20 protein-coding genes are annotated in these 20,438 nt (G+C 67.2%); 10 read left to right on the top strand and 10 right to left on the bottom strand.

The window, feature by feature from the left end; all coding sequences use genetic code 11:
• Nucleotides 1-26: 26 nt before the first annotated feature.
• A complete protein-coding gene (soxR, locus tag HBE63_RS19600; protein WP_166906230.1) occupies nt 27-458 on the bottom strand; it encodes a redox-sensitive transcriptional activator SoxR in 432 nt (143 codons plus the stop codon).
• A 33-nt stretch (nt 459-491) separates the two neighbouring features.
• On the opposite strand from soxR, the gene arcA reads away from it, so the two are divergent.
• Entirely contained in the window at nt 492-1,697 is a 1,206-nt protein-coding gene (arcA, locus tag HBE63_RS19595) for an arginine deiminase (RefSeq protein WP_166906229.1), read from the top strand.
• A gap of 104 nt (nt 1,698-1,801) precedes the next feature.
• Here arcA and HBE63_RS19590 read toward each other — a convergent pair whose 3' ends face one another.
• Nucleotides 1,802-3,352 carry a dolichyl-phosphate-mannose--protein mannosyltransferase gene (locus tag HBE63_RS19590; RefSeq protein WP_166906228.1) on the bottom strand — a complete coding sequence of 517 codons (1,551 nt, stop codon included), beginning with the start codon at nt 3,350-3,352 and terminating at the stop codon, nt 1,802-1,804.
• Between the two features lie 24 nt (nt 3,353-3,376).
• Between HBE63_RS19590 and rsmI the strand changes: the two genes are divergently transcribed.
• Nucleotides 3,377-4,213 carry a 16S rRNA (cytidine(1402)-2'-O)-methyltransferase gene (gene rsmI, locus HBE63_RS19585; RefSeq protein WP_166906227.1) on the top strand — a complete coding sequence of 279 codons (837 nt, stop codon included), beginning with the start codon at nt 3,377-3,379 and terminating at the stop codon, nt 4,211-4,213.
• On the opposite strand, the gene HBE63_RS19580 is transcribed toward rsmI, so the two are convergent.
• The 5 genes from HBE63_RS19580 to metG form a co-directional block, all read right to left on the bottom strand.
• On the bottom strand, nt 4,183-5,415 hold the full coding sequence (locus HBE63_RS19580; protein WP_166906226.1) for an aminodeoxychorismate synthase component I: 1,233 nt from the start codon (nt 5,413-5,415) through the stop codon (nt 4,183-4,185). The genes rsmI and HBE63_RS19580 overlap by 31 nt on opposite strands.
• 102 nt (nt 5,416-5,517) lie before the next feature.
• The gene (sigJ, locus tag HBE63_RS19575; protein WP_166906225.1) at nt 5,518-6,444 is read right to left on the bottom strand and encodes an RNA polymerase sigma factor SigJ; all 927 of its coding nucleotides are present in this window, start codon (nt 6,442-6,444) and stop codon (nt 5,518-5,520) included.
• Nucleotides 6,444-7,634: an NAD(P)/FAD-dependent oxidoreductase gene (locus HBE63_RS19570; RefSeq protein ID WP_166906224.1), complete on the bottom strand. Its 1,191-nt coding sequence runs from the start codon at nt 7,632-7,634 to the stop codon at nt 6,444-6,446. The genes sigJ and HBE63_RS19570 overlap by 1 nt, the downstream gene beginning before the upstream one ends.
• 105 nt (nt 7,635-7,739) lie before the next feature.
• The gene (gene gdhA / locus HBE63_RS19565) at nt 7,740-9,089 is read right to left on the bottom strand and encodes an NADP-specific glutamate dehydrogenase (protein WP_166906223.1); all 1,350 of its coding nucleotides are present in this window, start codon (nt 9,087-9,089) and stop codon (nt 7,740-7,742) included.
• Between the two features lies 1 nt (nt 9,090).
• A complete protein-coding gene (gene metG / locus HBE63_RS19560) occupies nt 9,091-10,638 on the bottom strand; it encodes a methionine--tRNA ligase (RefSeq protein WP_166906222.1) in 1,548 nt (515 codons plus the stop codon).
• Nucleotides 10,639-10,662: 24 nt separating this feature from the next.
• Between metG and HBE63_RS19555 the strand changes: the two genes are divergently transcribed.
• From HBE63_RS19555 to rsmA, 3 genes are all read left to right on the top strand, one after another.
• Nucleotides 10,663-11,508 carry a TatD family hydrolase gene (locus HBE63_RS19555; RefSeq protein WP_166906221.1) on the top strand — a complete coding sequence of 282 codons (846 nt, stop codon included), beginning with the start codon at nt 10,663-10,665 and terminating at the stop codon, nt 11,506-11,508.
• Between the two features lie 111 nt (nt 11,509-11,619).
• Nucleotides 11,620-12,747, top strand: coding sequence for a resuscitation-promoting factor (locus HBE63_RS19550; RefSeq protein WP_208301167.1), 1,128 nt, complete (start codon nt 11,620-11,622; stop codon nt 12,745-12,747).
• A complete protein-coding gene (gene rsmA / locus HBE63_RS19545) occupies nt 12,744-13,655 on the top strand; it encodes a 16S rRNA (adenine(1518)-N(6)/adenine(1519)-N(6))-dimethyltransferase RsmA (RefSeq protein WP_166909984.1) in 912 nt (303 codons plus the stop codon). Before HBE63_RS19550 ends, rsmA begins: the two co-directional genes overlap by 4 nt.
• A gap of 55 nt (nt 13,656-13,710) precedes the next feature.
• Here rsmA and HBE63_RS19540 read toward each other — a convergent pair whose 3' ends face one another.
• Nucleotides 13,711-14,577: a serine/threonine-protein kinase gene (locus HBE63_RS19540; protein ID WP_166906220.1), complete on the bottom strand. Its 867-nt coding sequence runs from the start codon at nt 14,575-14,577 to the stop codon at nt 13,711-13,713.
• A gap of 55 nt (nt 14,578-14,632) precedes the next feature.
• Here HBE63_RS19540 and HBE63_RS19535 point away from each other — a divergent pair, with 55 nt between their 5' ends.
• From HBE63_RS19535 to HBE63_RS19520, 4 genes are all read left to right on the top strand, one after another.
• The gene (locus tag HBE63_RS19535; protein WP_166906219.1) at nt 14,633-15,601 is read left to right on the top strand and encodes a 4-(cytidine 5'-diphospho)-2-C-methyl-D-erythritol kinase; all 969 of its coding nucleotides are present in this window, start codon (nt 14,633-14,635) and stop codon (nt 15,599-15,601) included.
• Between the two features lie 312 nt (nt 15,602-15,913).
• A complete protein-coding gene (locus HBE63_RS19530) occupies nt 15,914-17,548 on the top strand; it encodes a fatty acyl-AMP ligase (RefSeq protein WP_166906218.1) in 1,635 nt (544 codons plus the stop codon).
• Between the two features lie 250 nt (nt 17,549-17,798).
• Nucleotides 17,799-18,230, top strand: a complete 432-nt coding sequence (locus HBE63_RS19525; protein WP_166906217.1) for a DUF4189 domain-containing protein — start codon at nt 17,799-17,801, stop codon at nt 18,228-18,230.
• Nucleotides 18,231-18,289: 59 nt separating this feature from the next.
• A complete protein-coding gene (locus HBE63_RS19520) occupies nt 18,290-18,517 on the top strand; it encodes a hypothetical protein (RefSeq protein ID WP_243858165.1) in 228 nt (75 codons plus the stop codon).
• 64 nt (nt 18,518-18,581) lie between these two features.
• On the opposite strand, the gene HBE63_RS31740 is transcribed toward HBE63_RS19520, so the two are convergent.
• Together HBE63_RS31740 and HBE63_RS19515 are read right to left on the bottom strand one after the other, a co-directional pair.
• Complete coding sequence (locus HBE63_RS31740; protein ID WP_256367885.1) at nt 18,582-18,716, bottom strand: hypothetical protein; 135 nt, start codon at nt 18,714-18,716, stop codon at nt 18,582-18,584.
• Complete coding sequence (locus tag HBE63_RS19515; RefSeq protein WP_166906216.1) at nt 18,716-19,243, bottom strand: DUF6611 family protein; 528 nt, start codon at nt 19,241-19,243, stop codon at nt 18,716-18,718. The genes HBE63_RS31740 and HBE63_RS19515 overlap by 1 nt, the downstream gene beginning before the upstream one ends.
• A gap of 109 nt (nt 19,244-19,352) precedes the next feature.
• On the opposite strand from HBE63_RS19515, the gene HBE63_RS19510 reads away from it, so the two are divergent.
• The gene (locus HBE63_RS19510) at nt 19,353-20,408 is read left to right on the top strand and encodes a 4Fe-4S binding protein (RefSeq protein ID WP_166906215.1); all 1,056 of its coding nucleotides are present in this window, start codon (nt 19,353-19,355) and stop codon (nt 20,406-20,408) included.
• The last annotated feature ends 30 nt before the right edge of the window (nt 20,409-20,438 follow it).

The raw sequence follows: 20,438 nt of genomic DNA, 5'->3' as shown, positions 1-20,438 counted from the left end.
GTGTATCGCACAGACGTTCGACTGCGTTAGAGGCGGGAGGCTCCGGGACCCCGTTCGGCGAGGACGTCGCCGGGGTTGGTCAGCAGGCACGTCTTGAGGCTGAGGCAGCCGCAGCCGATGCAGCCGGTCAGGTTGTCGCGCAACCGTTGTAGATGGAAGATGCGGTCATCAAGGTCCTGGCGCCAACCGGCCGACAGCTTGGCCCAGTCCTTGCTGGTCGGCACCCGGTCGGCGGGCAGGCTGGCCAGTGCCTCGCGGATGCGGGCCAGCGGAATGCCCAGGCGTTGCGACATCCGGATGAAGGCCACGCGGCGCAGCGTCTCGCGTGCATAGCGCCGCTGGTTGCCCGAGGTGCGGCGGCTGGCGATCAGGCCCTCGCGCTCATAGAAGTGGAGTGCGGAGACCGCCACGCCACTGCGCAGCGACATCTCGCCGGGGGATAGCTCGTGCGTCTCCATACACCTCAACCATAGTTGAGTTAACGTCATGGGGTGGAGACTGCCGCGTTCGGTTCCAACTCTGAGGTCGGCACTCTGCGCGCCGTCATCCTGCACCGGCCGGGCCCGGAGCTGCAGCGCCTGACACCGCGCAACAACGACGCCCTGCTGTTCGACGGCCTGCCCTGGGTGGCCAAGGCACAACGCGAGCACGACGCCTTCGCTGCAGTGCTGCGGTCCCGTGGGGTCGAGGTGCTGCTGCTGGCCGATCTGCTGACCGAAGCGCTGGCCAGCGGTGCGGCCCGGATGCACGGCATCTCTGCTGCCGTCGACGCCCGGCGTCTCGGCGCGCCACTGGCTCAGGAACTTTCGGCCTATCTCCGTGGTCTGCCGCCGACTGATCTCGCACACATCCTGATGGCCGGCATGACCTTCAACGAGGTGCCCTTTCACGGTGCCGAGCTGTCGCTTGTGCGCCTCATGCACCACGGTGGCGATTTCGTGATCGAGCCGCTGCCCAATCTTCTGTTCACCCGGGATTCGTCGTTCTGGATCGGGCCGCGGGTGGCCATCACCTCGCTTGCCCTGCCGGCCCGGGTGCGCGAAACCTCCCTGACAGATCTGATCTACGCCCACCATCCGCGGTTCCTCGGAGTCCGGCGGGCGTACGAGTCGCGTTCGGCGCCCGTCGAGGGCGGCGACGTGCTGCTGCTGGGGCCCGGCGTCGTGGCGGTAGGGGTGGGGGAGCGGACCACGCCGGCCGGTGCCGAAGCACTGGCGCGCAGCCTGTTCGACGACAGCCTGGCTCACACCGTGCTCGCGGTGCCGATCCGGCAGGAGCGGGCCCAGATGCACCTGGACACCGTGTGCACGATGGTCGATGTCGACGCGGTGGTGATGTACCCCAACATCGTGGACTCGTTGTCGGCGTTCACCATTCACCGCACTGAGGCCGGGATCCGGATCGATGACGAAGTGCCTTTCGTGCGGGCGGCCGCCGACGCGATGGGGATCGAGCAGCTGCGGGTGATCGACACCGGGCTGGACCCGGTGACTGCCGAACGCGAGCAATGGGATGACGGCAACAACACCCTGGCGCTGGCGCCGGGAGTGGTGGTGGCCTACGAGCGCAACGCCGAAACCAATGCACGGCTGGCGGATTCGGGAATCGAGGTGCTCTCGATCGAGGCTTCGGAGCTGGGCACGGGCCGTGGGGGGCCCCGCTGCATGTCGTGCCCGGCAGCGCGGGACCTGCGCTAGTGGCTGGGGCTCACGCCGTTTTCGCGTGCCGTTTTCTGACCAGGGGTCGCTGTTCGTCGCGATCTACAGCCCAGCGGTAGGAATCGGCGCAGAGACGCGGCGACTCAACGCCAGGAAGGCAGCCAGATCTCCAGGTTCCAGGTCGACTGTGAAATCGGAATGCCCGTCAGGACCGGGTACAGCCAGGCGAAGTTCGCGATCACCAGCGCCACGTAGAAGCACACCACGAGCAGCCCCAAGGTTCGACGCTCGGGGTTCTGCTTGGGCTGGTACAGGATGTCGCCGAGGATCAGCGCGATTGCCAAAATCAGGAACGGCGCCATCACCGTGGCGTAGAAGAAGTACATCTGCCGGTCGATGTCGAAGAACCAGGGCAGGAAACCGGCGGCGTATCCGACCAGAACCACGCCGTAGCGCCAGTCCCGCCGCACCACGGCCCGCCACAGGGCCCAACCGAGCACGGGCAGCGCGATGAACCACATCGCCGGAGTGCCCACCAGCATCACGGCTTTCACACAGGACTGCGTGCCGCACCCGGCCACGTCGTGGTTGTCGATCGCATAGAGCACCGGCCGCAACGACATCGGCCAGGTCCACGGCTTGGATTCCCACGGGTGGTGGTTGCCGTCGGCGTTGGTCAGCCCGGCGTGGAAATGGTAGGCGGCGTAGGTGTAGTGCCACAGCGAGCGCAGCGCGTCGGGCAGCGGGATGATGCTGTTCTCGCCGATGGACTGGCCGGCCTCGTACCGGTTGATACCGGTCTCGGAGGCGAACCACGGCCCGTACGACGCCAGGTACACGGCGATCGGGATCAGCCCGAACACGTACGCGGCCGGGCCCACATCGCGGCGCAGCATGCCGCGCCACGGTGCCTGCACGTGGTACTGCTTGCGCGCGATCGCGTCGAGCACGAGCGTCATCACGCCGAAGAACGCCACGAAGTACAGGCCGGACCACTTCGTCGCGCAGGCCAGGCCGAGCAGCACGCCGGCACCGAACCGCCACCACCGGACGCCCAACCGCGGGCCCCAGGGAGTCTCGGCGATCCGGCCCTCCATGAACGCGTTGTGCATGCGCCGGCGGACGTCGTCGCGGTCCACCATCAGGCAGGCGAACGCCGCCACCACGAACACCACCAGGAACACGTCCAGCAGCGCCGTACGGGCCGAGACGAAGCTGACCCCGTCGGCGATCAGCAGCAGCCCGGCGATACCGCCGACGAGAGTGGAGCGGCTGATCCGGCGCGCGATCCGCACCACCAGCAGCACGATCGCCACGCCGCACACGGCCCCGGAGAACCGCCAGCCCAGCCCGTTGTAGCCGAACAGCGCCTCGCCGATCGAGATCAGCTGCTTGCCGACGGGCGGGTGCACCACCAGCCCGTAGCCCGGGTTGTCCTCGACCCCGTGGTTGTAGAGCATCTGCCAGGCCTGCGGCGCGTAGTGCTTCTCGTCGAAGACCGGGGTGCCGGCATCGGTCGGTGAGCCAAGATTGAGGAACCGGCTTATCGCGGCCAGTCCGGTGATGACGGCCGTCATCAACCAGCCCTGCAGCCGGTCCGTCGGGCCGAAATCCGGGGCCGGGATCAGCGGCGCGGGGCTGATCAGCGGGGCCGAGCGACCAGCCGTCGGCGTTTCGGTGGCGGTGGCGGTCACGCAAGCGATCGTAGGCTGTCGGGCGTGACACCCGGCAAACTACTGATCGGCGCCACGCCGCTGGGCCGACCCGACGACGCCTCTGCGCGTCTCATCGAGGCATTGACGACGGCCGACATCGTGGCGGCCGAAGATACCCGGCGCGTGCGTGCGCTGGCCCAGTCGCTGGGCGTGCAACCGTCCGGCCGGATCCTGAGCTTCTTCGACCAGAACGAGGCGAGCCGCGTGCCCGGCCTGGTCTCCGAGATTGCGGCGGGCGCGACGGTGCTGGTGGTCAGCGACGCCGGTATGCCCTTGATCAACGACCCGGGCTACCGCCTGGTGGCGGCCTGCGCCGAGGCGGATCTGCCGGTCACCTGCCTGCCGGGGCCGAGTGCGGTGACGACGGCGCTGGCGGTGTCCGGGCTGGCCTCGGACCGGTTCTGCTTCGAGGGCTTCGCCCCGCGCAAACACGCCGCCCGGCTGTCCTGGCTGCAGACCCTGGCTGCCGAACCGCGCACCACGGTGTTCTTCGAATCCCCGCGCCGGTTGCCCGAGACCCTGCGCGACGCGGTCGAGGTGCTGGGCCCGTCGCGCCGGGCCGTGGTGTGCCGGGAGCTGACCAAGACCCATGAGGAGGTCCGTCGCGGCGGCCTGGCCGAGCTTGCGGAGTGGGCTGCCGACGGCGTGCTGGGGGAGATCACCGTGGTGCTGGCCGGTGGCACCCCGACCGTCGAACTGCCCGCTCTGGTAGCCGAGGTCGAGGAACTGGTGGACGGCGGCGCCCGTGTCAAGGACGCCTGCGCCCAGGTGATCGCCGCGAACCCGGGGGCGCCGTCCCGGCGTGAGCTCTACGACGCGGTGCTGCGCGCCCGAGACTGAACGATCGAGGCTGCCTTGTGCAGGCATTCGTCCCATTCCGCGTCGACGTCGGAATCCGCGGTGATGCCGCCGCCCACGCCGAGCACCGCCGAGCCGTCGGCGCCGAACTCGACCGTGCGGATCGCCACGTTCAGCTCGCAACCCGCCACAGGTGAGGCCAATCCGACTGTCCCGCAATACACTCCGCGCCGCGCAGGTTCCCACTGCTGCAGCAGCTGGCGGGCCCGTCGCTTGGGGGTACCGGTCACCGAGGCGGGCGGGAACGTGGCGTCCAGCAGCGCGCTCATCGGCACCTGCGCCGGCACCTCGCCGGTGACGGTCGAGACCAGATGCCAGACGCCGGGCGCCGGATGTACCGCGAGCAGCTCGGGCACCGTCACGCTGCCCGTCGTCGCGACCCGCCCCAGGTCGTTGCGGACCAGGTCGACGATCATGACGTTCTCGGCGACATCCTTGACCGAGGCCAGCAGGTCCGCTGGGTCGGCCGAACTGGGCAGCGTGCCCTTGATCGGGCTTGAGGTCACCTCGGTGCCCGCCCGGCGCAGGAACAACTCTGGTGACAGCGAGGCCACCGCACCCCAGTCCCCGGCGACATACGCGGCCCGCGCGGGCGCCGTCCGGGCCACCGCCTCGACGAAGAAATCGATCGGCTCGCCGTCGAGGTGGCCGATGAACCGGGTGCACACACAGGCCTGATACACCTCGCCCGCGGCGATGGCCTCCAGGCAGGCCAGCACGCCACGGCGGTGATCATCACGATCCGGTGCCGTCCAGGTGATGGCGCAGGCGTGCGGTGCGGCCGGCCGCAGAGGGGTGAGCCACGTGGGAAGTGCTGTGCCGCTGAGGCTTTCGAACCACCAGATGCCCTCGGAGTCCTGGCGTAGCACGCAGTCCGACCAGCCGCCGGCGGCCACCGGGATCCGCGGTGGTGTGCCATCGGCGCCCGGATCCGGGTAGGCGAGGTAGCCGAACCACCCGCCCCCGACCGTGCCCGGCGGCCCTGGAGCGTCCTGCGCCACGGCGAAGGCGGCGTCGGGCGCAACCGATGTCACCGAAACCGAGGGTGCGATCACTGCACGTGAGGAGAACCAGTCACCGATCAGCGCGGCGGGCGGCGCCACGCCGGCGCGGGCGGCTGCCGCGGCGACGCCACACAGCACCGCCGGGGCATCGCCCAGCGCGCCGAGTCGCTCGATCCGCATGGAGCTAGCTTGCTGCCTGGCGCGAGCAGACGCAAAACTGCCCAATTCTGCAATGAAATGGGCAGTTTTACGTCTGCTCGGCGGGGAAGGCGGCCGGGAAATCTAGCGGCTGATCACCCGCGGGATGTCGACGCCGGCCAGCTTGTCCGGATTGCGCATCGCATAGAAGTGGGTGATCTTGCCGTCGATGACCTCGACGGTGATCACGCCTTCGAAGTTGTCTTCGAGGTACAGCTTGAACGCAGGCGCGTTGTTGTACGTCGTGGGCTCGAACCGGCCGCCCTGCACGGTGAACCGCATCAGGCCGATCACCAGCTTGGCCACCGATTGTGCCCCGGACACCGGCCTGCGTGCGGCGCTGCGCTTGCCGTCGCTGTCGGCCGTCCACACCACATCCGGCGCGAGCAGTTCCAGCAATACGTTCATGTCACCGGTAGCCGCCGCGGTGAAGAACCGCTGCGTCACCTCCGTCGACATCTGGTGGTCGACGGGGTCGAACCGCTTGCGTCGCGATTGCACATGGTTGCGGGCCCGGTGCGCCATCTGACGCACCGCACTCGCGGATTTGTCGATCGCCGCGGCGATCTCGTCGTGGCTGAATCCGAACACCTCGCGCAGCACGAACACCGCGCGCTCGTCCGGGGTCAGTGTCTCGAGCACCACCAGCATGGCCATCGAAACCGACTCGGCCAGCACCACATCCGCCGAGGGGTCCCCGGCGGCTCCGAAACTGTCGGCCGTCAACAGCAGCGGTTCGGGCAGCCACGGGCCCACGTAATCCTCGCGGCGCCTCGACTGGGCGCGAAGGGCATTGAGCGCCTGGCGGGTGACGAGCTGGGCCAGGAACGCCTTGGTGTCGCGGACCGTGTCCAGATCCACTTCGGCCCAGCGCAGGTAACTCTCCTGCAGGACGTCGTCGGATTCCGTTGCCGTCCCGAGGATCTCGTAGGCGATGGTGAACAACAACGGCCGCAGCAGGGTGAACCGTTCGGCGTGTTCGTTCGAGTTACCTGCGCCAGGCGTGTTCATCAGACCAGTGTCCCCTGCTGTGCCTCGGCCAGCTGACGCGCCCGGTTGCCACCCTTGAACCAGAAGTACGAGCCCGGCTTCACGCCCTCTTTGCGCAGGAATGTCAGCGTCGCCCGGCAGACCTGCTCCTTGAAGTAGGCGCCGGTCCGCCCGCCGATGAAGACCCGGCGCGGGCTGTCGTCCGAGTGGCAGAGCTGCACTGTTCCGGCGTTGCGGCCGACGCTCACGCACTGCCCGGCGAAGGCCTGGTTGATCACCTCGGGCTCGGTGCCCGCGATGCGGGCCAGCACCGTGTTGGCCGCCTGGACACCTAGCGGGCCTGCTGACTGGCAGCTCATCCGAAGCGGAACCCCCGACGGTGAGGCCGCGTCGCCGGCCGCCACGATGTGCGCGTCGTCGACACTGGTCAGGGTTTCGTCGGTGAGCAACCGGCCCAGCTCATCGGTACGCAGCCCGCTCGCGGCGGCCAGACCGGGAACCCCGAAGCCGGTGGTCCACACCGTCACCGCGCTCGGCAGGCGGTTGCCGTCGGCCAGCGTGATGGCATCCGCTTCGACCCCGGACACCAGGATCTCGGGTCCGTCGATGATCGAGACGCCGAGCTTGGTCAGCGCCTTGACGATCGAGCGACGGGCGCCTGCCCCCACCGAGGCGCCGACCACATCGGTGACGAGTGTGACCTTGCGGCCGGCCTCGGCGAACTCGCTGGCCGCCTCGATGCCGGTCAGCCCGCCGCCGACCACGATCACCGGTGCCGACATCGGCACGTCCTGTAACCGGGCGCGCAGCCGTTGGGCCTGTTCCAATTCCGAAAGCGGATAAGCGAATTCCGCGGCACCGGGCACGGAGACGGGCACCCCGCCGGTGCTGCCGACGGCGTAGACCAGATAGTCGTAGTCGAGCACCTCGCCGGATGTCAGCTGTACCTGACGGATGTCGGCGTCGATGTACTCGGCGCCGTCGACCAGCAGCCGAACCCCGTCGCCCAACAACGTGTCGTAGGCCGCGGTCGCGTCGTGGTTACCGGCCGCCAACTGGTGCAGCCGGATCCGCTCGACGAACTCGGGCCGCGGATTGACCAGCGTGACAGCCACTCCCGGCGTGCCCTGCAGTCGGTTGGCCGCCAGCACCCCGGCGTAACCTCCGCCGATCACGACCACTCGGGTGTTCTGCGCAGTTCTTTCGGTCATGGGAGCGTCTCCTGTTCTCAAAAGGCTTGTGCCCTCAAGACACCGCGCAACGCGGATTTGTGACAGGACGCCGGGTGATGTGACCTACATCACCCGGATGTGTCGCTAGACCAGGCCCAGGGCCAGCATCGCGTCGGCCACCCGGATGAAGCCGGCGATGTTGGCGCCGGCCACGTAGTTGCCCGGCTGGCCGTACTCGTCGGCCGTGGTCAGGCACCGGTCGTGGATGCGCCGCATGATCTCGGCCAGCCGCGACTCGGTGTCGTTGAAATTCCACGAGTCCCGCGAGGCGTTCTGCTGCATCTCCAGCGCGCTGGTGGCCACGCCGCCGGCGTTGGCGGCCTTGCCCGGGGCGAACCGCACCCCGGCCTCCTCGAAGTACTTCACCGCGTCAGGCGTACACGGCATGTTGGCGCCCTCGGCCACGATCTGGCAGCCGGACTTGATCAGCATGGTCGCGTCGTCGCCGGAGACCTCGTTCTGGGTGGCGCAGGGCAGCGCGATGTCGCACGGCACTTCCCAGACGCTACGGCCGGTCACCACATGTGCGGAGCCGCCACGGGCCTCGGCGTAGTCCTCGATGCGGCCCCGGCGCAGTTCCTTGATTTCCTTGAGCAGGTCGAGGTCGATGCCCTTGTCGTCGCGCACGTAGCCGCCGGAGTCCGAGCAGGCCACGACGGTGCCGCCCAGCGCGTGCACTTTCTCGATCGCGTAGATCGCCACGTTGCCCGAACCGGACACGACCACCTGCTTGCCCTCGAAGGACTGCCCGGTGGAGCGCAGGATTTCGTCGACGAAGAACACCGTGCCGTAGCCGGTGGCCTCGGTGCGGACCTGTGACCCGCCCCAAGTCAGGCCCTTGCCGGTGAGCACGCCGGACTCGTAGCGGTTGGTGATCCGCTTGTATTGGCCGAACAGGTAACCGATTTCACGCGTGCCGACGCCGATGTCGCCGGCCGGAACATCGGTGTACTCGCCGATGTGGCGGTAAAGCTCGGTCATGAAGGACTGACAGAACCGCATCACCTCGGCGTCGGAGCGGCCCTTCGGGTCGAAGTCCGATCCGCCCTTGCCGCCGCCGATCGGCAGGCCGGTGAGCGAGTTCTTGAAGATCTGCTCGAACCCGAGGAACTTCACGATCCCGAGGTAGACCGACGGGTGGAACCGCAGCCCGCCCTTGAACGGTCCGAGCGCCGAGTTGAATTCGACGCGGAATCCGCGATTGATCTGTGCGGTGCCGGAATCGTCGAGCCATGGCACCCGGAAGATGATCTGCCGCTCAGGCTCGCACAGCCGGCGGATGATGGCACCGTCGGCGTATTCGGGATGCTTGGCCACCACGGGGCCGAGGCTGGTCAGCACCTCGTAGACGGCTTGGTGGAACTCCTGCTCGCCGGCGTTACGCTGCGATACTTCCTCGTAGATCGCCTGCAGTTTCTCGTGTAGTACAGCCATCTCAGTCCATCTGGTAGCGGGGGAAAACCCCTGTGGGCGCGGGTAATTCGGTACCTGGCTTGAGCCTGGCGCCGATGGAGTCGAAGTCGCGTGCGTCGGTTGTCTGGCCGAGCAGGTCGAGCAGCTTGGCCATCGAGTCCGGCATCACCGGCTGCGTCAACAGCGCGGCGATCCGCACGACCTCGAGCGTCGTGTAGAGCACCGTACCGAACCGCTGTTGGTCGGCCGGCGCCTCGGACTTGCGCAGCACCCACGGCTCCTGGGCGGAGAAATAGCGGTTCGCTGCGCCGAGCACCGACCAGACCGTCTCCAGAGCGAGGTGCATCGCCGGGGCGTCGTAGTGCGCGCGCACCTGTTCGAGCAGGGCGTCGGCCGCATTCAGCAGCGCGGTGTCATCGTCGGTGAACGACCCCGGATCGGGCACCACGCCATCGAGGTTCTTGGCCACCATCGACAGCGAGCGTTGTGCCAGGTTGCCCAGCTCGTTGGCCAGGTCGGCGTTGATCCGCCCGATGATGGCTTCCTCGCTGTAGCTGCCGTCCTGGCCGAAGGACACCTCACGCAGGAAGAAGTAGCGGACCTGGTCGAGGCCGAAAGTGTCGACGAGCGCGACCGGATCGACCACGTTGCCGACCGACTTGCTCATCTTCTCGCCCTTGACGTTGATGAACCCGTGCGCGAAGACCCGCTCGGGCAGTGCGATCCCGGCCGACATCAGGAACGCCGGCCAGTACACGCTGTGGAACCGGATGATGTCCTTGCCGATCATGTGCAGCTTGGCGGGCCAGTATTTCTGGAAGGCCTCGGAGGCCACGTCCGGGAACCCGACGCCGGTCAGGTAGTTGGTGAGCGCGTCCACCCACACGTACATCACGTGGTCGGGGTGGTCCGGTACCGGCACACCCCAGTCGAACGTGGTCCGCGAGATCGACAGATCTTTCAGCCCGCCCGAGACGAAGCTGACGATCTCGTTGCGGCGCACGTCGGGGCCGATGAACTCGGGGTGGGCCTGGTAGTGCGCCAGCAGCCGCTCGGTGTAGGCGGACAACCGGAAGAAGTAGGTCTGCTCTTCGGTCCAGGTGACCGGCGTGCCCGTCTCGATCGCGGTGCGGGTGCCGTCGGGGCCCTCGGTGGTCTCGTCCTCGGCGAAGAACCGCTCATCGCGGATCGAGTACCAGCCGGAGTAGGTGCCCAGGTAGATGTCCCCGGCCTCATTCATGCGGCGCCAGATCTCCTTGGACGCCTCATAGTGATCCGCATCGGAGGTGCGGATGAACCGGTCGAAGGAGACGTTGAGTTTCTCCTGCAGCCGCTGGAACACATCTGAGTTGCGGTTCGCCAGCTCGGCCGCCGAGATGCCCTCGGCCGCGGCGGCCTCGGCCATCTTCTGGCCGTGCACATCGGTGCCGGTCAGGTAGCGCACGTCGAAGCCGTCGAGTCGCTTGAACCGGGCGATCGCATCGGTGGCGACGTACTCGTAGGCGTGCCCGATGTGCGGCGCACCGTTGGGATACGCGATGGCCGTAGTTATGTAGAAAGGCTCACTCATTTGGTCCCACCTTATTGTGTTGCGGTGGGTTCGAAACGCTCAGCCAGGGAGAAGCCACCGGCACCGGAGCCTTTGGCTCCGCTGGTGGATGCGCACACGCACCTCGATGCCTGCGGCGCGCAGACCGCTGAGGATGTCCGCGCGATCATGGATCGCGCGGCCGCTGTCGGGGTGGGCCAGGCGGTCACCATCGCCGACGACCTGGACTCCGCACGCTGGGTGACCACGGCCGTCGAGGCCGATGAGCGGGTCTTCGGGGCGGTGGCGTTGCATCCCACCCGGGCCAACGCGCTCGACGGCGCGGCCAGGGCCGAGTTGGAGCGACTGGCCGCCCATCCGCGCGTGGTGGCGGTCGGGGAGACCGGGATGGACCTGTACTGGCCGGGCCGGTTGGACGGCTGCGCGACGCCGGCCGAGCAGCGCGAGGGCTTCGCCTGGCACATCGACCTGGCCAAGCGCACGGGCAAGCCGCTGATGATCCACAACCGGGATGCCGATGCCGAAGTGCTCGACGTGCTGCGTGCCGAAGGGGCGCCCGAGACAGTGATCTTCCACTGTTTTTCGTCGGGATCTGAGATGGCTCACACGTGCGTCGAGGCCGGCTGGGTGCTGAGCCTCTCCGGCACGGTCAGCTTCCGCAACGCCGCTGAACTGCGGGAAGCCGCCAGGTTGATCCCGCCCGGCCAGCTGTTGGTGGAGACCGACGCGCCGTTTCTGACCCCGCATCCGTTCCGCGGAGCGCCGAACGAGCCGTACTGCCTGCCATACACTGTGCGGGCACTCGCAGAGTTGCTGGACCGGCCCGCCAAGGAGGTCGCGTCCGAGACCGCAGCCACTGCGGCGCGGGTGTACGGACTTAACGGAAGTTAGCGGAACGTGCCGAGGCCCAGGTTGTTAGTGTGGCCACTTTTCGTTACCGTCTTGTGATCAAACCTCAACCGCCGGCGGTGAACTATGCCGTCCGAGCCGAAATGCGGGTATATGGACGCGCTGAACAAACTTCATGAATCCCGATCGCCGCTGCTGCGTGGCGTGGTCGGAGCCCTGCTGGTCACGCTGACTGCGGCCGGGGGCTACGCCGTCGAATCGCACAAGACCGTCACGCTGAGCGTCGACGGCGCGCCGATGACCGTGACGACGATGAAGTCGCGGGTGATCGACGTGGTCGAGGAGAACGGTTTCTCGGTTGGCGATCGCGATGATCTCTACCCCACGGCCGACGAGTCCGTGCACCAGGCCGACACCATCGTTCTGCGCCGCAGTCGGCCCCTGGAGTTGTCGCTGGACGGCAATGACAGCAAGCAGGTGTGGACCACCGCCTCGACCGTGGACGAGGCCCTGGCGCAGCTGAAGATGACCGACAAGGCGCCCGCCGCGGCGTCCCGCGGCAGCAGGGTTCCGCTGGGTGGCATGGCACTGCCTGTGGTGAGTGCCAAGACTGTCCGGATCGACGACGGCGGCACTGTACAGACGGTGCATCTGGCTGCCCCGAATGTGGCCGGTCTGCTCGCCGCTGCGGGGAACCCGCTGCAGCAGAACGACACGGTCGTTCCGGCCGCATCGACCCCGGTCACCGAGGGTATGCAGGTTCAGGTGACCCGCATGCGCATCGAGAAGGTCACCGAGCGCGTCGCGCTGGAGCCGGGCCACCGGCGTATCGAAGACGCCGACATGAACATGAGCCGCCAGGTCGTCGAGGAGCCCGGCGCCCCGGGTACCCAGGACGTGACCTACGCGGTGGCCAAGGTGAACGGTGTGGAGACCGGCAGACTGCCAGTAGCCAATGTCGTGATCAACCCGGCGCGCGACGGCGTATTGCGGGTCGGAGCAAAGCCGGGCACCGAAGTTCCGCCGGTTACCAACGGTGGTGCCTGGGACGCACTTTCACAGTGCGAAGCCGGAGGTAACTGGGCCATTAACACTGGTAACGGATTTTTTGGTGGGGTCCAATTCGACCAGAACACCTGGGAGCGACAGGGTGGTCTGCGGTATGCTCCGAGGGCCGATCTGGCGACTAGAGAAGAGCAGATTGCGATTGCTACGGTGACGCAGGCCCGGCAGGGTTGGGGAGCTTGGCCAGTGTGTAGTGGGAGGATTGGGGCGCGCTGACTATTCGACTGCTCGGGCGGACCGAGATACGACGCTTGGCGAAAGAGATCGACTTTCGACCACGCAAGGCCTTTGGCCAGAACTTCGTTCATGATGCCAACACCGTTCGGCGCATTGTGTCGGCCTCCGGGATTCACCGGAACGACCATGTGCTCGAAGTCGGACCCGGTCTCGGGTCGCTGACTCTGCCCCTGTTGGACCGCGGTGCCAGGGTGACCGCAGTGGAGATCGACCCGGTGCTGGCCAAGCAATTGCCGGCCACCGTCGCCGATCATTCCCACAGCGAGATCAATCGGCTCACGGTGATCAATCAGGACATCCTGACGCTGATGCCGTCTGATCTCACCGATCAGCCGACCGCGCTCGTGGCGAACCTGCCGTACAACGTGGCGGTGCCCGCACTGCTGCACCTGTTGGCCGAGTTCCCGTCGATCCGGACGGTGATGGTCATGGTGCAGGCCGAAGTGGCCGAGCGCCTGGCGGCCGATCCCGGTGGCAAGGACTACGGCGTGCCCAGTGCCAAGGCGCGTTTCTACGGAAACGTCCGCAGGCACGGGATGGTGTCGCCGACGGTGTTCTGGCCGATCCCGCGGGTGTACTCCGGACTGGTCCGCATCGACCGGTACGAGACATCGCCGTGGCCGACGGACGCCGAGTTCCGCGATGAGGTGTTCCAGCTCATCGACATCGGATTCGCGCAGCGGCGAAAGACCTCGCGTAACGCGTTCGCGGACTGGGCAGGTTCGGGCAACGAGTCGGCCGAGCGGCTGCTGGCCGCCAGCATCGACCCGTCACGCCGTGGCGAGACGCTCGGCATCGCCGACTACGTCCGGCTCCTGCAGCGGGCCAAGGAAGCCGAGGGTGAGGCTGCGGCCGAAGTCGCGGCCGAGGTCGAGGCGCAGCTTTAGTTTGTCTCCAATGTGAAGAAGATCGCGAGATTTCCCGAAAATCCCGCGATCTTCTTCACGTTGGGAACCCGAACGCCTCGGTGATCAGGCCGACGAACTCCGAACATGTGTCGTGTCGCCGGTCCGGGTCCTTCGCCATCGCCGTGGCGATGATCGAGTCCACCGAAGGTGGAATCCAGTTGCACCGCTGCGATACTCGTGGCGGCCGGCTGTACAGCTGGTGATCGATCAGGGCTGTCGCGGTATCCGCGAAGAACGGCGGCGATCCGGTGAGCAGCTCAACCGTCGTACAGGCCAGCGCGTACTGGTCCGTCGCCGCCAGCGGCGTCCGGCCACTGAGTAGCTCGGGTGCCGAATAGGGCAGTGACGCTTGGATATCCGGGTGTGGCCGGGACGGCTGGCGGGTGATGCGCCGGGCCGGGTCGAGGCTCATCCGGACATGCCGGTCCTGGGCTAGCTTGGCGGCCACGTCCGCGGCCATCGAGTGGGCCACCCCGAAGTCGATCAGTACCGCTCTCGAAAATGGTTGATCGACAAGGATGTTGGCGGGTTTCACGTCGCAGTGCACGATGCCGAGACGGTGGGCGTGATCGAGTGCCCCGGCGATCTGGGTCAGTGCGGTGAGCCGCTCGGCGATGCCGGGCAGGTTGTTCACCGTGCCGCCGTCCAGGAACTCCATCGCCAGCCAGCCCGGGCCCGCCGCGTACACCGTGACGATGTTCGGGTGGGTGACCTGACGGGCGAAGTCGAACTCGCGTTGCAGCCGGTCCAGCTGGGCGGGCAGGCGGTGCCGATCATCGAGAATCTTGAGTGCGACCATGGCCCCGTTGGGGTCGCGTGCCTGATATACGACGGCTGAGCCGCCGTTCCCCACGACTTTCGTCGCGGTGTATCCCGCTATTTCCACCTCGGGTGAGGGCACCGTCTCAGCCTAAGTTCACCGACAACTGTGGGTGGGCGGCGATAGTGTCGTGGCCGTGTCGGCATCCGATGGCAGTACCGCGTCCGAGTGGGTCCCCACCGGTTCGGTGACGGTGCGCGTCCCCGGCAAGGTGAACCTGTACCTGGCCGTCGGTGATGTGCGGGACGACGGCTACCACGACCTCACCACGGTGTTCCATGCCGTGTCGTTGCTGGATGAGGTGACGGTGCGCAATGCCGACATGCTGTCGCTGACGGTCGAGGGTGAGGGTGTGGAGTCGGTGCCCACCGACGAACGCAATCTGGCCTGGCGCGCCGCCGAGCTGCTGGCCGAGCATGTCGGCCGGTCGCCGGACGTGGCGATCAGCCTCGACAAGTCGATCCCGGTGGCCGGCGGTATGGCCGGGGGTAGCGCCGACGCGGCCGCGGTGCTGGTGGCCATGAACACGCTGTGGGAGCTCGGGGTGCCCAGGCGCGATCTGCACGCGTTGGCGGCTCGGCTGGGCAGTGACGTCCCGTTCGCGCTGCACGGCGGTACTGCGCTGGGTACCGGCCGCGGTGAGGAGCTGGCCACGGTGCTGGCCCGCAACACCTTCCACTGGGTGCTGGCGTTCGCACACAAGGGCCTGTCCACCCCGAAGGTGTTCGGCGAGCTGGACCGGCTGCGCGCGGACACCTCGACAGGAGGCCCGCCGCGGGCCGAGGAGCCCGAGCCCGTGCTGGCCGCGCTGGCGTCCGGTGATCCGGCCGAACTGGCCGCGCTGCTCGCCAATGACCTGCAGCCGGCCGCGCTGAGCCTGTACCCGGATCTGCGCCGGACGTTGCGTGCCGGCGTGGAGGCCGGCGCCCTGGCCGGCATCGTGTCCGGCTCCGGCCCCACGTGTGCGTTCCTGTGCTCGTCGTCGACGTCTGCGGTGGACGTGGGTACCGAACTCGCCGGGGCCGGCGTGTGCCGGACGGTGCGGGTTGCCAGCGGTCCCGTGAGCGGTGCCCGCGTCGTTCCGGAGCCGTCGACGTCCGCCTGAAAAAAATGTGACGCAGACCTCAATTAACGCGAGGGTTTGGCAGTTACTTAAGGGTCTCTTAAGATGATCGACGGTGAATGCTAGCGATCTTGCATCGGATGCGACTTGTGCGCCCGCCGTCCACGACGGTGGGTGGTCGCCCAGACGTACACCCGGTTCTGGGGCATCACCTTTTCGAGACATAACTGCTCCCCAATCGTGTGCGCGCGCCTACCCAAAAGCGGTGTACACCAGGCGGAGCATGGATAACCGGGCAACTGCACCTGGCGTACTGCCGCCGGTGCCGGGACCGCGGAACCCAAGGAGGTCGTCGTGAGCAGATTCACCGAGAAGATGTTCCGCAATGCTCGTGAGAGCAAGCGCGGCATGGTGACGGGTGAGCCGCATGAGCCGGTTCGCCACACCTGGGGTGAGGTTCACGAGCGGGCCCGCCGCATCGCAGGCGGTCTGGCCGCCGCGGGTATCGGTCACGGCGACGCCGTCGGTGTGCTGGCCGGCTTCCCCGTCGAGATCGCGCCAACCGCGCAGGGCGTGTGGATGCGCGGCGCGAGCCTGACGATGCTTCACCAGCCGACCCCGCGCACCGACCTCGCGGTGTGGGCCGAGGACACGATGAACGTGATCGGCATGATCGAGGCGGACGCCGTCATCGTCTCCGAGCCGTTCCTGGTCGCCATCCCGGTGCTGGAGGAAAAGGGCATCAAGGTGGTCAAGGTCGCCGACCTGCTGGCGGCCGACCCGATCGACCCGGTCGAGACGGGTGAGGACGATCTGGCGCTGATGCAGCTGACGTCGGGTTCGACCGGATCTCCCAAAGCCGTGCAGATCACGCACCGCAACATCCACTCCAACGCCGAGGCGATGTTCATCGGTGCGCAGTACGACGTCGACAAGGACGTCATGGTCAGCTGGTTGCCCTGCTTCCACGACATGGGCATGGTCGGCTTCCTGACGATCCCGATGTACTTCGGCGCCGAGCTGGTCAAGGTCACGCCGATGGACTTCCTGCGCGACACGCTGCTGTGGGCCAAGCTGATCGACAAGTACAAGGGCACCATGACCGCGGCGCCCAACTTCGCCTACGCGCTGTTCGCCAAGCGGTTGCGCCGCCAGGCCAAGCCCGGCGAATTCGATCTGTCCACTCTGCGGTTCGCCCTCTCGGGTGCCGAGCCGGTGGAGCCTGCAGACGTCGAGGACCTGCTCGACGCGGGCAAGCCGTTCGGATTGAGGTCATCGGCGATCCTTCCGGCCTACGGCATGGCCGAGACCTGCCTGGCGGTGTCGTTCTCGCCCTGCGACAGCGGCCTGGTGGTCGACGAGGTCGACGCCGACCTTTTGGCCGCGCTGCGCCAGGCCGTGCCCGCTACCAAGGGCAACACCCGGCGGCTGGCCTCACTGGGCCCGCTGCTGAAGGACCTGGAGGCCCGCGTCGTCGATGAGCACGGCGATGTCATGCTGGCCCGCGGCGTCGGCGTCATCGAGTTGCGCGGCGAGTCCCTGACCCCCGGCTACCTCACCATGGGCGGCTTCCTGCCGGCCCAGGATGAGCACGGCTGGTACGACACCGGCGATCTCGGTTACATCACCGAGGAGGGCAACATCATCGTGTGCGGCCGCGTCAAGGACGTGATCATCATGGCCGGGCGCAACATCTACCCGACGGACATCGAACGTGCGGCGGGCCGGGTGGAAGGCGTCCGCCCGGGCTGCGCCGTGGCGGTCCGCTTGGATGCGGGGCACTCGCGCGAGACCTTCGCCGTCGCCGTGGAATCCAACGCCTGGCAGGATCCGGCCGAAGTGCGCCGGATCGAGCATCAGGTGGCGCACGAGGTGGTATCCGAGGTCGACATGCGTCCGCGCAACGTGGTGGTGCTCGGGCCCGGCAGCATCCCGAAGACCCCGTCGGGCAAGCTGCGTCGCGCGAACTCGGTTTCCCTGGTCACTTAGTCTTTCGCGCTTTCGCGCTTTTGCAGCGTGAGCGTGCGCGTCTGCCGCGCGGCACGCCGCTCGTGGGCAGCATTTTGCGCCCACTCGGACCCGTGTCGGTGAAGCGGGCCGGTTTGTCTTCTGTCGCAACGCGACGCGTACTGGTTGCCATTGGTCGTGAAACGACACGCAAATCATTTGTTGGACGGCAGGTGAACTGTGTGTGACCTGTGTATTCTGACGCCGAAACTAATTTGACGAGAGGACCGGCATGGTCAAATCCCGATGGGTTTCGGCGATCCTCGGCGCGGGCGTTATCGCTGCCGGGATTACCGCTGGCACCGCGTGGGCGGGTGGTCCCGGCGGTTACGTCGAGGATCCCGAAGACATATTTGCGGCCGTGGGTACCGGCGAATTCGTCGACACCCTGGGTGGCTTCACTGCGACGGGTGACACCAGTGAAGAGGCGTCCGCGGCGGTGATCGCGGCCTGCGAGAGCGCCGGTGGCGTGGAATGTACCGCCGACGAGGTGACCAACGACAACCTGTGCATCGTGTCCGTCGCCAGCCCCAGTAACCACGCGGTGGCCGGCGGGGCCGGGGCGACGGTGGAGGCTGCCCGCGAGGACGCGTTCAACCGCGCGGCGGCAAACAACACCCCGCTCGATGCGGACTCCCACGTCGTTGTATCGGCCTGCCCCTGATGAGCGGATCAGCGCATGACCGTTCTGGTATCGCGGTCGTAGCCCGGAAGGGGAAGGACATGATGACAGGTCGCGGTAAGTTTGCCGTTGTGTTGGTGGGTTTGGCTGCAGCATCGGTGATTTCGGCGCCGATGGCGTCAGCTCGGCCGACCTGTCAGGAAACGGCCACCAAGACCATCTGCACGACCAACGGCAGCACGTCGATCAAGGCGAGGCCCGGGACGACGGCGCCGCCCGCCAACATCCCGGTGTTCCCGTGGCTCGGAATGCCGGGGGGACGCCGCTAGGCGACCTCGTAGTAGGAGTACCTGCGAGCGGGCGTGCCTTTGGTGGCACGCCCGCTCGTGGGGTTTACGGAGTCGTCGCGTGCGCCGGGCGCTCAGCCGTTTCGGCGACCCGGTTCTGCCGAATTGCGTAGCCGCGCAACATCAACAGCGTCGCGGCCGGCACCGCCATCATCGACATCACCTCGAGCATGTCCGACATCAGCCGGCCTGCTTGGTACTTGCGCCGTGGTCGGCGCCCATCCGGTTGTAGACCTGCCACCAGATCAGCTCGTGATCCACGGCGGTCAGCTCACCGCGGTCGCGGCGTTCATCTGCGTCCAACAGCGTCGCAGCGAGCACAACCAGGCGCCCGCGGGCCATCTGAGTTCCCGGATCGTCACAGCCGGCCATCGTCGTCGCGCACTGTGTCCGTACGCGGTGGAACGCGCCACCGGACAGGCCGAGTGCGATGGCGCCGGCTGCCAGGAACACCGCGGTGGACGCGCCGAATGCCGGCCAGGGTGACATCTGCCCGCCCAGCCAGAGCTGGCACAGCAGCCACACGAGCATCCCCCACAGCGGCCACCCTCGGGCCAGCCGTACCAGGCGACGCTCGGTGGTGCTCAAACCTGGCGGATAGACCACCAGCCGGTAGTAGGTGATGCCGAAACGGCCCGGCCGGACCTCCACGCAACCCCACCGCCGGGGGCCGTCGAGCAGTGGGGTCAGTAACCGGATGCCGTCCATATCTCGGGTGTACCCGTCTGAGGTGCGCCCGCATCGGGCCTGAACGGTTTTTTTACAGCAATCGCAGCGATCCTTGCAGTCTGGGTATAGATAACTATACTCAGACTTCATGGAGCCGAAACTTCCACCTCGCCTGGCTGACCATCCGACTGTGCGCGCGGTGCACGCCCGGCCGGAACCGGCGGTTCCGGAGTCGATCGACGCGGACTGGCTGCGGCAGTTGTGCCTGGACGCCGGGGCCGACGACGTCGCCTTCGCCGGCGTGGACGACCCCGCCCTGGCGTCCGAGCGTGACCACGTCGAGGCCGCGCTGCCCGGGACCCGCAGCTACATCTCGCTGGTGGTGAAGATGAACCGCGACAACGTGCGCTCGTCCACCCGCAGTGTGGCCAACCAGGAGTTCCACCGCAGCGGCGAGATCATCAACGGGGCCGCCCACCGCATCACCCGCGCACTGGAGGATGCCGGCCATCGCGCGGTGAACCCGTCGGCCACCTTCCCGATGGAGATGGACCGATTCCCGGGGCGCATCTGGGTGGTGGCGCACAAGCCGGTCGCCGTGGCGGCGGGCCTGGGGGTGATGGGAATCCATCGCAACGTGATCCACCCGCGATTCGGCAACTTCATCCTGCTGGCCACCATTCTGGTAGGTGCACCGGTCAGTGATTATGGTGTGCCGCTGGACTATTCGCCATGCCTGGAATGCAAGCTGTGTGTGGCGGCCTGCCCGGTGGGGGCCATCGGCAAGGGCGGTGAGTTCGACTTTCTGGCCTGCTCGGTGCACAACTACCGCGAGTTCATGGGCGGGTTCACTGACTGGGCGCAGACCATCGCCGACAGTGTCGATGCCGATGACTTCCGTTCCCGGGTCAGCGATTCAGAAAATGCCTCGATGTGGCAGAGCCTGTCGTTCAAGGCCAACTACAAAGCCGCCTACTGCCTGGCGGTGTGCCCGGCGGGGGAGGACGTGATCCAGCCTTACCTCGACGACCGCAAGGAGTTCATGGACCGGGTGCTCAAACCCCTACAGGAGAAACGCGAAACGCTGTATGTGCTGCCGAACTCCGTGGCCAAGGCGCACGCCGAGAAGCGTTATCCGCACAAGACCGTGAAGGTGGTCGACAGCGGAATCCGGGCCGTTGACCGGCCATTGAAATCACCCTGAGTGCAATGGCGGACTGAGTGGCCCCGTGGT

It is taken from the genome of Mycobacterium sp. DL440 (assembly GCF_011745145.1).
Classification (GTDB): domain Bacteria; phylum Actinomycetota; class Actinomycetes; order Mycobacteriales; family Mycobacteriaceae; genus Mycobacterium.
This window is presented reverse-complemented; position numbering and strand designations above follow the sequence as displayed.

Excerpts from the sequence above, each read along its gene's own strand:
- soxR (WP_166906230.1), bottom strand. The coding sequence starts at position 458 with ATGGAGACGCACGAGCTATCCCCCGGCGAGATGTCGCTGCGCAGTGGC.
- HBE63_RS19525 (WP_166906217.1), top strand. The coding sequence starts at position 17,799 with ATGGTCAAATCCCGATGGGTTTCGGCGATCCTCGGCGCGGGCGTTATC.
- gdhA (WP_166906223.1), bottom strand. The coding sequence starts at position 9,089 with ATGGCTGTACTACACGAGAAACTGCAGGCGATCTACGAGGAAGTATCG.
- HBE63_RS19515 (WP_166906216.1), bottom strand. The coding sequence starts at position 19,243 with ATGGACGGCATCCGGTTACTGACCCCACTGCTCGACGGCCCCCGGCGG.
- metG (WP_166906222.1), bottom strand. The coding sequence starts at position 10,638 with ATGAGTGAGCCTTTCTACATAACTACGGCCATCGCGTATCCCAACGGT.
- HBE63_RS19580 (WP_166906226.1), bottom strand. The coding sequence starts at position 5,415 with ATGCGGATCGAGCGACTCGGCGCGCTGGGCGATGCCCCGGCGGTGCTG.
- HBE63_RS19570 (WP_166906224.1), bottom strand. The coding sequence starts at position 7,634 with ATGACCGAAAGAACTGCGCAGAACACCCGAGTGGTCGTGATCGGCGGA.
- HBE63_RS19520 (WP_243858165.1), top strand. The coding sequence starts at position 18,290 with ATGATGACAGGTCGCGGTAAGTTTGCCGTTGTGTTGGTGGGTTTGGCT.
- HBE63_RS19510 (WP_166906215.1), top strand. The coding sequence starts at position 19,353 with ATGGAGCCGAAACTTCCACCTCGCCTGGCTGACCATCCGACTGTGCGC.
- sigJ (WP_166906225.1), bottom strand. The coding sequence starts at position 6,444 with ATGAACACGCCTGGCGCAGGTAACTCGAACGAACACGCCGAACGGTTC.
- HBE63_RS19550 (WP_208301167.1), top strand. The coding sequence starts at position 11,620 with ATGGACGCGCTGAACAAACTTCATGAATCCCGATCGCCGCTGCTGCGT.
- HBE63_RS31740 (WP_256367885.1), bottom strand. The coding sequence starts at position 18,716 with ATGTCGGACATGCTCGAGGTGATGTCGATGATGGCGGTGCCGGCCGCG.